Source organism: Bradyrhizobium sp. HKCCYLRH3097, assembly GCF_051167875.1.
Lineage (GTDB): Bacteria > Pseudomonadota > Alphaproteobacteria > Rhizobiales > Xanthobacteraceae > Bradyrhizobium.
The window spans coordinates 652,304-664,363 of record NZ_JBNPTX010000002.1 but is presented as its reverse complement, the minus strand read 5'-3'; the positions used below and the strand labels follow the sequence as shown (position 1 = coordinate 664,363).

At 66.6% G+C, this 12,060-nt stretch carries 11 protein-coding genes and 1 tRNA gene; 4 read left to right on the top strand and 8 right to left on the bottom strand.

The window, feature by feature from the left end; genetic code table 11:
• The first annotated feature begins 97 nt into the window (after nucleotides 1–97).
• Nucleotides 98–442 carry a Lin0512 family protein gene (locus ACQR0U_RS08745; RefSeq protein WP_315712523.1) on the top strand — a complete coding sequence of 115 codons (345 nt, stop codon included), beginning with the start codon at nucleotides 98–100 and terminating at the stop codon, nucleotides 440–442.
• 800 nt (nucleotides 443–1,242) lie between these two features.
• On the opposite strand, the gene ACQR0U_RS08740 is transcribed toward ACQR0U_RS08745, so the two are convergent.
• The 5 genes from ACQR0U_RS08740 to ACQR0U_RS08720 form a co-directional block, all read right to left on the bottom strand.
• A complete protein-coding gene (locus tag ACQR0U_RS08740) occupies nucleotides 1,243–1,488 on the bottom strand; it encodes a cysteine rich repeat-containing protein (protein ID WP_434842939.1) in 246 nt (81 codons plus the stop codon).
• Nucleotides 1,489–1,554: 66 nt separating this feature from the next.
• Nucleotides 1,555–1,830 (bottom strand): hypothetical protein, encoded by a 276-nt coding sequence (locus ACQR0U_RS08735; protein WP_315749876.1) that lies wholly within the window; start codon nucleotides 1,828–1,830, stop codon nucleotides 1,555–1,557.
• A gap of 55 nt (nucleotides 1,831–1,885) precedes the next feature.
• Nucleotides 1,886–2,299 carry a hypothetical protein gene (locus ACQR0U_RS08730; RefSeq protein ID WP_316194100.1) on the bottom strand — a complete coding sequence of 138 codons (414 nt, stop codon included), beginning with the start codon at nucleotides 2,297–2,299 and terminating at the stop codon, nucleotides 1,886–1,888.
• 34 nt (nucleotides 2,300–2,333) lie between these two features.
• A complete protein-coding gene (locus ACQR0U_RS08725; protein WP_316194101.1) occupies nucleotides 2,334–4,895 on the bottom strand; it encodes a polynucleotide kinase-phosphatase in 2,562 nt (853 codons plus the stop codon).
• A gap of 8 nt (nucleotides 4,896–4,903) precedes the next feature.
• Nucleotides 4,904–6,283: a 3' terminal RNA ribose 2'-O-methyltransferase Hen1 gene (locus tag ACQR0U_RS08720; RefSeq protein WP_434872116.1), complete on the bottom strand. Its 1,380-nt coding sequence runs from the start codon at nucleotides 6,281–6,283 to the stop codon at nucleotides 4,904–4,906.
• A 195-nt stretch (nucleotides 6,284–6,478) separates the two neighbouring features.
• Between ACQR0U_RS08720 and ACQR0U_RS08715 the strand changes: the two genes are divergently transcribed.
• Nucleotides 6,479–7,459, top strand: coding sequence for a glycerophosphodiester phosphodiesterase family protein (locus tag ACQR0U_RS08715; RefSeq protein WP_316225371.1), 981 nt, complete (start codon nucleotides 6,479–6,481; stop codon nucleotides 7,457–7,459).
• A gap of 83 nt (nucleotides 7,460–7,542) precedes the next feature.
• Here ACQR0U_RS08715 and ACQR0U_RS08710 read toward each other — a convergent pair whose 3' ends face one another.
• Nucleotides 7,543–8,883, bottom strand: coding sequence for a TROVE domain-containing protein (locus ACQR0U_RS08710; RefSeq protein ID WP_316225372.1), 1,341 nt, complete (start codon nucleotides 8,881–8,883; stop codon nucleotides 7,543–7,545).
• A 176-nt stretch (nucleotides 8,884–9,059) separates the two neighbouring features.
• Nucleotides 9,060–9,134 (bottom strand) — tRNA-OTHER (locus tag ACQR0U_RS08705).
• Nucleotides 9,135–10,277: 1,143 nt separating this feature from the next.
• Here ACQR0U_RS08705 and ACQR0U_RS08700 point away from each other — a divergent pair.
• Together ACQR0U_RS08700 and ACQR0U_RS08695 are read left to right on the top strand one after the other, a co-directional pair.
• Entirely contained in the window at nucleotides 10,278–11,357 is a 1,080-nt protein-coding gene (locus ACQR0U_RS08700) for an Acg family FMN-binding oxidoreductase (protein WP_434872115.1), read from the top strand.
• A gap of 79 nt (nucleotides 11,358–11,436) precedes the next feature.
• Nucleotides 11,437–11,664 carry a hypothetical protein gene (locus tag ACQR0U_RS08695; RefSeq protein WP_316164666.1) on the top strand — a complete coding sequence of 76 codons (228 nt, stop codon included), beginning with the start codon at nucleotides 11,437–11,439 and terminating at the stop codon, nucleotides 11,662–11,664.
• 2 nt (nucleotides 11,665–11,666) lie between these two features.
• Here the strand turns inward: ACQR0U_RS08695 and ACQR0U_RS08690 are convergent, their stop codons facing one another.
• Complete coding sequence (locus ACQR0U_RS08690) at nucleotides 11,667–12,041, bottom strand: hypothetical protein (protein WP_316170380.1); 375 nt, start codon at nucleotides 12,039–12,041, stop codon at nucleotides 11,667–11,669.
• Between the last annotated feature and the right edge of the window lie 19 nt (nucleotides 12,042–12,060).

Here is a 12,060-nt window from a genome sequence, read left to right as displayed (position 1 = left end):
TGTGGCGGGGGCGCTTGATGTCCACCCGGCTTGCGTCGGCCGCGCCGTTGGCTAAGGTCGCATGGCGTACGAGGCAAGCAACCGAGGGAAACACGACATGGCGCGCGTCCGCTGTATCACCGAGATGGGCATGGGCGTCGACGTCCACGGCCGCGACGCCACCAAGGCGGCCAAGCGCGCGGTGTCGGACGCGATCCGCCATTCCAGCCTCGGCTTCTTCCGCATGGTCGGCAAGACGCCGCAGGACATGTTCGTGGACGTCACCATCGGCGTGCCGAACCCGGAGGCTGTCGACACCGCTGCAGTGGCCAAGGAGCTGCCCTATGGCACGGTGACCGTGACCGCGGTCAAAGGCGGGCTGGAGATTGCGGCCGAGGCCGGCAGCGACGCCATCATCATCGCCAACGCGGCGGTGCTGGTCCATCTCGACGACGGCAAGTGACGCTCACGTGCAGGGGTCATGCGCGTGGCGTTCTGATATGAATGTCAAACAGCATGTCATCGCGATCCCGCGGCGCGTTGCGCGCCCGGGTGATGATCGTACGGTGTCCCTCTTTGAACAGAGGGCGCAGGGAAGGCCGGGTATCCGCTGATACCCGCGGCCCCCGTGCGTGAAGAAGTGCACGGGGCAGGAACCACAGGCTCAGCCGGACGATCCCGGCCTTCCCTGCGCAACGGTTTTCCGGCTTATACGTGCTCTCCTCGGGGACCGGGCTTTGTTGCCCCCGTCGCCGGCCGATCATCATCTCAGCCGGCTTGACCTCAGCATCGGGAGGCCAGGACCACACGATTTCGCCGGCGCATCCTGCCGTTCGTCCGCACGGCAAGGCCATGCTGCGGCAGAGCTGCGCCCATCGCATCCCGCCTCCACGTTCGTGACGATCGCGAAGCGCCCCTCATGGCGAGGCGGGACGGGCGGAGTATTTCACAGAATTCGGAAAAACAAAAGCGAAATTTTCGTGGACCAGGCGTGCGAACCGCGATCGCATTGCAGGGGCTGTTGAAACGAGTGTTTCGCCGCGCGCCTTTTCCCGCCGGCGGTGCGCTGCCCTGAGGTCGCGGCCACGGCCGCGGACTGATTCATTGTCACCATGGGATCAGGCGGGTGCCGACCTTCTGCGTTTGGCGCCGAAGATCGCATCGTCTCGGCGCAGACAATCTTGCCCGGGCCTGGCCCGATCGCTGTGAAAGTTGCCGGCTGGCTTGCACCCGGAACGGGGCCAGGCCAGCCGATGCGCATGTTCAGCGTCTTGGGCCTTTGCCTCGGCCGGGTCCCGTGGTGTCGAGGGCCTGGCGGCAATCCGCCGAGACTTTCTCGCGGTTGCTCTCGAGGCAGGCGCGAACCTGGCCTGCGCCGTGCTGCTTGCCGGTGCAGAAGCTCTGGATGTCAGCGGCGCATTGCGTTGCCACCGGCCCGGTTCCCTGAGCGAAAGCGGGCATGGCCACGGTGGCGGCGATGACGATGGCGAGTTGCACGGACGTCCTCATTCAAGCCTCCTTGGGGAGCGGTGTAGGCACGGTGGCGTGTGTCGTGCGTCCGTTCGTTGCGCAGGATCAAGCCGAAGGGGGAGTCCATGGCCGCGTGGGGCTGGTCTGGTGCGTCGCTGGATGGGGAACTCGAAGCTGTCTGGCATGGACAGTGCGGACCAGGGTGAGGTCATCGCGCAGGCCCGCTTCATCTTGAAACGCGGCTTGGGGGAAAATGCTGGTCCAGGCATCGGCGGGCGAGCCACGCACATAGGCCGGAACGACGCGGAGAGACTTGAGCGCCTCGATGACCGCGTGAGGTGCGACGTCACGAATGTGCAGGTTGGTGATGAACGACCCCATGGCTTCCTTCCGCAACTCGGTTGCTCAAAGTCACGTTTTGGCTTGAGAGCGCCCGTCACTGGGTGCCGCAACCCGGAGCGTAGGCACCATGGGCGGCTGTGATACTCTCGCAGATGACGTCGACATATTCGTCATAGAACATGATGCGAAAATGTCGGCAGCGGGCCAGATGCCGCTGGGCGAAGCTCAGCAGCCAGTCCGACTTTCCCAGGTCCACCACGGCGGCTTGATCGATCGCGGGCCCCCAACTGACTATTTCGCGGGAATAGTCATGGACTTCCTCTGGCGTGACTTGGTGCACTTGAGCCTTGTGAAGAATCAAGTGTCGCATATCGTCTTCGGCAGCCCAGTCCGGGTTCAGATAATCGAGGGCGATCAAGTTCAATCCATGGCCAAAAAAGTGCCCTCGTCGCAGCTCTGGTCCGCGTCCGTCGGCCCATATCCAATCACGCAAGATCGGCTTGTACATCGCAGAAGATCGGCCTTGTTGGTTCTTGAGCGGCTCACAGCCGCGGATCGATCGGCTCGCTCTCCAGCGCCAGCACCGCGAACACGCATTCGTGCACGCGGCGCAGCGGCTCGCGGGCGACGAAGCGGGTCAGCGCCTCATGGCCGAGCGCGAACTCGCGCAAAGCGAGGTTGCGCTTGCCGTCGAGCTTGCGCTGGCGCAGCCGGGCGATGTGCTCCGGCGCATCATATTCCGGGCCGTAGATGATGCGCAAATATTCTGGGCCGCGCACTTTCAGCGCCGGCTGGATCAGACCCTTCGGTCCGCGCGCGACGAAGTTCTTGGGCTTCACCACCATGCCTTCGCCGCCGCCGGCCGTGAGTTGCTCCCACCATGCGATGGCGTTGGCGATGGCCGTTTCGTCAGCCAGAGCCACGGTGCGCCACTGCGTGCGGGTGACCACGGATGCTGACGCGGCGGCCAGCCGATCGGCGAGCGTCATGTGCCAGACATGGTCCTGATCGAACCAGACCTGGCCCTCGCTGGCGAGCAGGTGAAACGGCGCGACCTTGAGATCGTCGATGCCGCGGACCGGCCAGACATAGGGTGCCCATGCCTCGCCATATCGCCGCGCCCGCGTCACCCGATCGCGGAGGTGATCGCCGAGTGCCGCGACATCAAGACCGCGCGCGGCGGCGCGCGCCAACGCGTCTGCCGCCGCTTCGAGCCCTGCAACCGATGACGCCGCGACCGGCGCGTACTGACTCTCGATCAGGCTGCCAGCCTTCGCCGACCACGGCATGATCTCGGCGTCGAGCAGCAGCCAGCCGGATTGCAGCTCCTGCCAGAGGCCGGCGCTGTCGACAGCATCGCGCAGCCGTGCCAGCAGCGCCTCGCTCATTGCGGGATCGTCGAAGAACGCGCGGCCGGTGCGGGTCCAGATCGCGCCGCTCTCGCCGCCCGCGACGCCGAAGCGGGCCCCGGCGATATCGGCGCTCCTGCACAGCGCGATGACGGCGCGCGAGCCCATGTGCTTCTCCTCGCACACCACCTGCTCGACGCCGCGGGCGCGGAAATGCGCGAACGCTTCCTCGGGGCGCTCCAGCCAGCCGTCGCGCGCGCTGGTCTCCGATGGCGACATGGTCGGTGGCAGATAGACCAGCCATTGCGGCGCGAGCGCGAAACGGCTCATCACCTCCAGCGCAGCGGCCGCGTTCTCCTCAGCCACGACCATGCGGCCGCGCAGCCTGGTGTCGATCCATCGGCGGCCGCTCACGTCATCGATATCGAGCAGCTGATCCGCCTCGGCCTGCGCGGAGGCGCTGCCGGCGCGAGGCGCGAGCGGACGCACCGGCTCGCACCAGACGCGCTCAGCCTCGACCTCGACGAGCTCACGCTCCGGCCAGCGCAGCGCCGTCAGCCGGCCGCCGAACACGCAACCGGTGTCGATGCACAGCGTGTTGTTGACCCATTCGGCATTGAGCACGGGCGTGTGACCGTAGACCACGGTGGTCGGTCCGCGATAGTTCGCGGCCCAGTCGGCGCGCACGGGAAGGCCGAACTCGTCGATCTCGCCGGTGGTTTCGCCATACAGCGCGAACTCGCGCACCGCGCCGGAGCCGCGGCCGATCATCTCCTCCTTCAGCCCGGCATGCGCCACCGCGAGCCGGCCGCCATCGAGCCAGACATGGCTGCGCAGGCCGTCGAGGAAGCCGGGCAGGCTGTCCCGGAAGCTTCGATCCGCGCCGGTGAGCTGGTCGATCGTGGCCTGCAGGCCGTGCGCGATCGTGACCTTGCGACCGGCGAGCCAGCGTCCGAACTTGCGGTCATGGTTGCCCTGCACGGCATAGGCAGTGCCTGCCGAGACCATGCCCATGACGATGCGCAGCACGTCCGGCGATTGCGGGCCGCGGTCGACGAGATCGCCGACGAACACGAGCTTGCGGCCTGCGGGCGGCGTGACGCTGACGGCGCGCCGGCCGTCGTCATCGCGCCATCTGACCTGATAGCCGAGCTTCGCCAGCAGCGCCTGCAACTCATCAGCGCAGCCATGGACGTCACCGATGATGTCGAACGGCCCGGTGTCGTGCCGCTTGTCGGTCCACAGCGGCTGCCGCGCGATGGTGGCGGCCTCGATGCGCGCGACGCTGTCGAGCTTCCACACCTGACGAAAGCCTTCGCGCTGCAGGCCACCGAAGCCACGGCGGACCTCCGAGACCATGCGCTGCACGACCGGGCCGCCGAAGCTGCGCTCAGGCCGCGACTTGTTTCTGTCGATGCAGACGTCGATGCCGGGATCGAACACGATCGCGACCGGCAGCGCATGCCATTTTCGCGCCAGCTCGACCCAGCCCTTGCGGTCGGCGGGGCGCACATTGGTGGCGTCGATCACCGCGAGCCGGCGGTGCTTCAGCCGCTTGCCGGCGATCTCGCGGACGATGTCGAACGCGTCGGCGGAGACGCCCTGGTCGGTCTCGTCGTCGGCGACGAGCGCGCGGCAATGATCCGAGGAGATCACCTCGGTCGGCAGGAAATGCTTCGCAGCAAAGGTCGACTTGCCGGAGCCGGTCGAGCCGATCAGCACGATCAGCGCGAAATCGGGGATGTCGATGTTCATGGAATTGCTCAGCGGGTGAAGACGGCCATTTGCGTCGGCGCGCCATGGCTCTCGTCGTGATGGCCGATGCCGGAGAAGGCGGCCTGATAGTTGAAGGTTGCGCAGATCCGCTGCGCCCAGTCGGCAAACTCGGCGCGCGACCATTCGAAGCGATGGTCGCGGTGGCGGAACTGCCCGGCGGGCAGGCTCGGAAACAGTGCGTTGTATTCGGCGTTCGGCGTGGTAACGATCACCGCGCGCGGCCGCGCTGCGCCGAACACCACGCGCTCGAGCATCGGCAGTCGGTCGGGATCGAGGTGCTCGATCACCTCGACCAGTGCCGCCGCATCGGCCTCGGCCCAGCGCGCATCGCGATAGGTGAGCGAACCGTGCAACAGCATGACGCGACCCTCGGGCGGCGCGCCGGGCGCGCCCAGCTTCAGCCGCTTGGCCGCGCGCTCCAGTTCGCGGACGGCGGGATCGAGCCCGATCAGCCTGTCGACCCAGCGCTCGCGGACCAGGAGCTGCAGCAGCCTGCCTTCGCCGCACCCGAGGTCGGCGACAATTTTGGCGCCGCTCGCCCGCAACGCCTCGACCACGGCGGCCATGCGCAGGTCGTTGAGGCGGGTCGGCGCCTCCAGTGTCTCTTCTGACTCGCTGCGCGCCTCGGGCTCGATGGCCTCGTCCTGCGTCTCCGGCGCGAGCCGGGCCAGCGCCGCGCGCGCGAGCACGCCGCGATGGCGCAGATAGCGGCGCACGATCAGCTCCTTGGCGGGGTGGGCGTCGAGCCAGCCTTCGCCGCGCTTGAGCAGCTTGTCGATCTCCTCGTCGCCGACCCAATAGTGCTTGGCGTCGTCCATGACGGGGATCAGCACGTAGAGATGATTGAGGAGCGCGCTGAGCCGCGCGGTGCCGCGCAAGGTGAGCCGGACGTAGCGGCTCGACGGATCGCCTTGCGGTCCCGGGATCGTGGTGAGATCGACCTGCCAGCCGAGCGGCTCGAACAAATGCCGCAGCACGGCTTCGCCGCCGCGCAGGGGCAGGGGTGTCACAACCGCTTCGAGTGCAATGGCGCTGTCGGCGAGCTCCTGGCGCGCGCTGCTGACGCCGTTCATCGCGGTCCGGAACGCCTTGTTCAGCGCGACCGACAGGAACGACGACGCGGCATAGGGCCTGTCGTTGACATATTGGTCGAGCAGCCCGTCGCTCTGGCCTTTGCCGCGGACGAGGCCGATCGGGTCGACGTCGAGCACCAGCGCCGCCTCGCAGCGGCTCTCGCTGGCCTCGGGATAGAAGATCAGCGCCTTGCCAAAGGTGAGCTCGAGCTCGTGCAGCCGCTCCGGATGCTTGTTGAGCAGGTAGCCGAGATCGGTGGCGGGCTGGTGGGTGGTGGCGATGGACAGAAACATGAGGTCAGATACCGGATGAAGAAACAACGATCCAGTGCTTCGAAGCCAAAGTTTGGCGGTGGCCCTTCTCGCATTCGCTTTCGCATCGGCTCTGGGAGCGCTGGACAAAAGGTGCGCCATCTCCGCAGGACAACTCTTTCGGGGAACGAGGGCAGGGACGCAATTCGGCTCGAATCATCATGAAATTGACATCGCATGAGCAGAGTCCTGAAAATCGGCGGGCTGCTGGTGCTGATCTGCGCCGGCTTCATGTTTTTCAACAACGCCAATCTGCAGGTGACAAAGGAGGCTGGGCGGCTGCATCTCCTGGCTCATCGAGGTGTGTCGCAGCAGTTCGATCGCACCGGCCTGACGAGCGAAACCTGCACCGCGGCGCGGATGCTGCCGCCGACGCATGAGTATCTCGAGAACACCATCGCCTCGATGCACGCCAGCTTTCTGGCCGGCGCCGATATCGTGGAATTCGACGTGCACCCAACCACCGATGGCCAGTTCGCGGTGTTCCATGACTGGACGCTCGACTGTCGCACCGATGGCAAGGGCGTCACGCGCGAGCATGCGATGACGGCGTTGCGGCAGCTCGATATCGGTTATGGCTACACCGCCGATGGCGGCCGCACCTTTCCATTCCGCGGCAAGGGCGTCGGCCTGATGCCGTCGCTGGACGAGGTGCTCGCAGCCTTTCCGGACAAGGCTTTCCTGATCAACGTCAAGAGCAATGATCCGGCGGAAGGCCGACTGCTGGCGGATGCTCTGGCGCGCTTGCCTGGCGCGCGACGGGCGCGACTGACGGTCTATGGCGGCGACGCGCCGATCGCGACGCTCAGGGCGTCTCTGCCGGATCTCAAGGTCATGTCGCGCGGCATGCTGAAGAGCTGCCTGGTCCGTTATCTCGGCTATGGCTGGACCGGCCTGGTGCCGTCCGCGTGCCACAACATGATGGTGCTGGTCCCGATCAATGTCGCGCCGTGGCTGTGGGGCTGGCCGGACCGATTCCTCGCGCGCATGACGCGCGCCGAAAGCAGCGTCTTCGTCGTCGGCTCCTATAGTGGTGAGGCGTTCTCAGCCGGGCTGGACACACCGGACGACATCGCCAGGTTGCCCAAGAACTTTACCGGCGGCGTCATGACCGACGAGATCGAAACCGTGGCGCCGCTGCTGAAGCAGACGCCTTGAAGCAAGCAGCGCAAGTCGGCGCCGAATGTGCCTGGTTAACGGAAGACCCGGGCGCGTCCGTGACGCGTCCGGGTCCGTTGTCGTCAGTGCAGGGTCGCGCCGCGCAGAGTCTCCTCATGCGCCGCGATCCAGGCGATCACGGCCTCGGAGAAGCCGTCGACCCGCGTCCAGGGTCCGTAGCCGACCCCGTGCTGGTACGACGCCACGTTGACCATGGTCCAGCGCGCCTTGGGCGCCGGCACCGCATCGTGGCTCTGCTCGTCGGTGAAGACGATCAGGCGGTCTCCCTTGCGGTCGACCTCGCCCACCGCACGCCCGAGATAGGTCCCGGAATGCGGCTGCGATCCGAGGATCGCGTCGCGCAGCGCAAAGCCACGCCGCGGCGGCACCTTCACGACCTTGTCGCTGAACGTGAAGATCTCCACCTCGTCGCAGACCTCGCGGGCCAGGATCGCCAGCCCGCACGCCGCGTCCGCGCGCGTCATCTCCGACTTCGCCGACAGCGATGCGAACATCGAGCCGGAGACGTCGATCAGCAGCCGCGTGCGGCCCGGAAGCCGCGCGTAGCCCTTGATCGACCGGAGCATCGCGGCCTCGAGCTCGGGCTCGAAGTCCGGCGCGTGCCGGGCCGCCGTGATGAACTGATACGGCAGGATCCTGTCCGTCCGCATCGTCTCGATCGCGGCCGCGATAATCGACCGCGACACCCCGGCCTGTTGCATCAGGCGCAGGTTGCGCAGCAACGCCAGCGCTCCGAGCCGCTTCTCCGAGAGCAGCCGCTCGAAGCTCGCGCGCTTGTCCGCACCGGCCGAGAGCGCGACCTCCCAGGTGTCGGGTGACGGCAGCCCGCCATCGGCGAGCTGCTTCCACACCGCCTCCTGCGCGGCGTCCCTGGGCCGGGCGTGCACCAGGAACAGCACGTCGCGAAGCCGCACCGGTCCCTCGCGGTCATACTTCGCGAGCTGATAGGCGTCGAACTTGGTTAACGCCTTCGCCAGCCCCTTCTTGACCTGCGCCGAGACCGGCTGCCGCTTGCGCTGCTGCTGCGGACCCAGCGAATCCGCCCAGTAGATCGCCAGCAGCTCGGTCATCTCGTCCGGCCGCTGGATGATGCGCGACAGCGTCTCGGCGACCAGCGCACGGTGCGTGGGCAGCCGCGCCATCTCGCGGGCGACGAGCAGCGGCGCATGCCGCAGCTTCATCTCCTCGCGTGCACGGACCGCGAGCTGAGCCACCTCGCGCGGCTCGACCAGCGGCACCAGCGCCTTGATGCGCTCGGCGATCGCGATCCCGTCCTCGTAGAACTGGTCCTCCCACAGCAGGCAGCTCATCAGCGTGCGCTGCAGCGCCTGCTCGGGCGCGAGCTGCCGGGACGGCGCACCCTCATGGGTGAAGGCGCGCAGGAACTTGTTGAGCCTGACCATGATGGCCTCCTCTCTGGGTTGATGATGGATGGAATGGCCGGAGCACCGGCCGTCACGCATGATCTCGTCTCGGAGACCATGCGCGGCAGGGGACCACGCGCCGGGAACGGGCGAATGCTGAGTTCCGCTCCACTGGCATGGAGCGGATAGCGCTCTGCCGCTGAGCTACCGGCGCATGGAACGCCGGATGGGAGTCGAACCCACGACCTCTCGATCCGCAATCGAAGTATCAGCACTCTTCACCACGGCGCGTGGAAGAAGGCGGCGCAGCAGGTAGCTGCGCCGTAACGACGTGACCGCCTGTTCGATGAGGGTCAGCGGTTGAGATGGATCACGAGCCGGGAACAGGCGACGACTGAGACCCGGTCGCTGAGAGACCGGACAGCGCTCTGACCTCTGAGCTACCGGCAGGACACCGGGCGGGAGTCGAACCCGCGACCTCTGGCGTGCAAGGCGAAGTAACAGTCGTCTTCACCACGGCTCGTGGATACGTTCGGCGGGGAATAAGCGATGCTGTCGCTGCCCCAATGGGGCGCTCGGTTTCAACGAAGTAACAGACATCTTCACCACCGCCTTGGCCGCCCGGCGGTCACCGAGTGGCGTTGATGGCATGCTGGGGAACAGGCGGTCTCGGCGATCAATGACGCCAACGCAGGTCATCCGAAAGAAGAACAACCGCAACCCGCGACTCGACGGCCCTCGCATGGCCGCCTCCACGGTACGTGACGCCATAGGCGGGATTCGAACCCGCATCACCAATGGCACGAAGCAGCCGACACCTTCACCACCAGCAGCTCCCGGCCGCAAGCGGCCGGGAATTCAAATAGCTTGTCTGCGGCGCTCTTCGGCGCCGCATGTTGCGAGCTCCTTGAAGCTCGCTCTGTCATCGGTGTCCGGCGTTGCCGCCTCGTTCCCTCCGACAGGCCCCGCGCGCTCGGGCCGCGCGCATCACCTGCGCGAGCCCCGGGATCCGGGTCTCCCGTTCCGGCCCAAGGCCGGGACTTCCGTTGGTTTCGCCGTGCAGCCGGTTCGCCTGAGGGCAACAAAAAACCCTCCGGAGCGGCTGGCTCGGGAGGGTCCGTGTGATGCGGACTGTTGATCTTGCCTCAAGCAAGATCGCTCCCCCGAGCATGGCGTGCGCCATCCACCGGCATGACGCCGTTGGACGTGCGGATGAAGTGTTCGTAGCCGAAGGACATCGTCTCGCTCATGTTTGTCGCGGGCGCAGTCGCTCGCGAGGCCGCGGGACATACGCCGCTTTGTTGGTGCTGTCAACAGCATGGAGTCGATGTTCTTGCCGGCTGCCGCGGCCTTGATCTGCAACAACGCGCCGATGCGGAACATGCTTATCGTGAGGATATCGAGGTCGCGGCGAGAATTGCGGGCGCAGAGTCATGAACCGACGGCAGGTCCTGATAGGAGGCGGCAGCGCGCTTGCGGTGGCCGCGCTCGGCGCCGGCACCTGGCGCGCCGCGACCGGCACGATGCGCGCGTATGACGACTATAGCGCCCGGTTGCGCGCACCGCTGTCGCCCGAGATCACCGATGTCATCCGTTACGCGACACTCGCAGCCAACAGTCACAACACGCAGCCATGGCGCTTTCGCGTGACGCAGGATGCGATCGAGATCATGCCCGATCCGTCACGCCGCACGCCGGTGGTCGATCCGGACGACCATCATCTGTTCGTCAGCCTGGGCTGCGCGGCCGCCAATCTCGCGATCGCGGCGGCTGCAAGCGGCCGAAGAGGCGAGGTTGCCATCGACGGGCAGACGGTGCGCTACAGCTTTATGAACGCCGAGCCGCATGACGATCCGCTATTGCCTGCGATCGTCCGCAGACAGTCGACACGTGCCGACTACGACGGACGCGCCGTGCCGTCAGGCGATCTTGCGGCGTTGCAGGTGGCAGCAGCCACGCGAGGCGTCGATCTCATACTCATTACGGATCGTACTGTGATTGCGGCCATCCGCGACCTCGTCGTCGCCGGCAACGACGCCCAGATGCGCGACGTCGCGTTCATGCGCGAGCTGAAGTCCTGGCTGCGCTTCAATCCGCGCAGCGCGATGGCAACGGGTGACGGCCTGTTTGCACCCGCGAGCGGCAATCCGTCGTTGCCGACCGCGCTCGGCGGCATCGCGTTCGACCACCTCTTCGATGCGGCGGCAGAGAACGACAAATATGCGCGCCAGATCGGCTCATCTGCCGGTCTTGCCGTGTTCGCAGCCGAGAACGCCGATCCCTCGCACTGGATCAGGGTCGGGCAGGCGTGCCAGCGCTTTGCGCTCGAAGCGACGCGCCTAGGCCTCAAGCTTGCCTTCATCAACCAGCCGGTAGAGGTGGCTGCGCTGCGTCCCGAACTGGCGCGCGTGATCGGAACGACACGGCGGCCGGATCTCATGTTGCGTTTCGGCTATGGTCCTACGCTGCCGTTCGCGCCGCGGCGGCCGGTCGCAGACGTGCTCGGTTCATGAGTCGTTCCTGTCAATCTTGACGGATTTGCGACTCGGTGCATTGCTTCGCTGCATGTTCGAGAACACCCGATTGGCACGTATGAGCGACGGGCATTATTGCCTGGTGCGCGACCTTGGCCTGGTCAAGGGCGGCAAGGGCATGCGCCATCACGAGGTGGTGGTGGATTTCAGCTATCGCGGCATGAAGCTGTTTGCCAAGCAGGGCGCGTCGTCGCTGATGCGCCGGGTCGCGGCGAAGCTCGCGCAGCACGATGCCACCTCGAAACTGCCGGCGCTGCTGCGCGTGCGCCTGCGCGAGCCGCAGTAGCGTCAGCGCTTCCGCCGAATCTCACCGCGCTGCGGCGTAATCGATCGTTTCGGGTCGTAGGGGCTGTCCGGATTGACGTCGAGCTCGACGTCGGCGACGCAGTGTTGCGGCTGGCGATGGCTGCCCCCGGAATGCCAGCGCCCCTGGCGCAGCTCGACCTCGCTGATGTCAGCGACATCGAAGCACTTCCATTGGCCGCCCGGCGGCAGGCCGCTGCTCGCGCCGCCCGCGAACTGGAACGCGAGCACGCGCTCGCGGCCGGCGGTGTGGCCGAGGATGATCGGGCAGATCGCGCGGGCGAAGCCGCCATACAGGCACAGCACCGGCTGGCGCGTGATCATCGCCTGCATGATCAACTGGTAGGTCGGGCTCGGCATGCTGGCTTTCTGCACGATG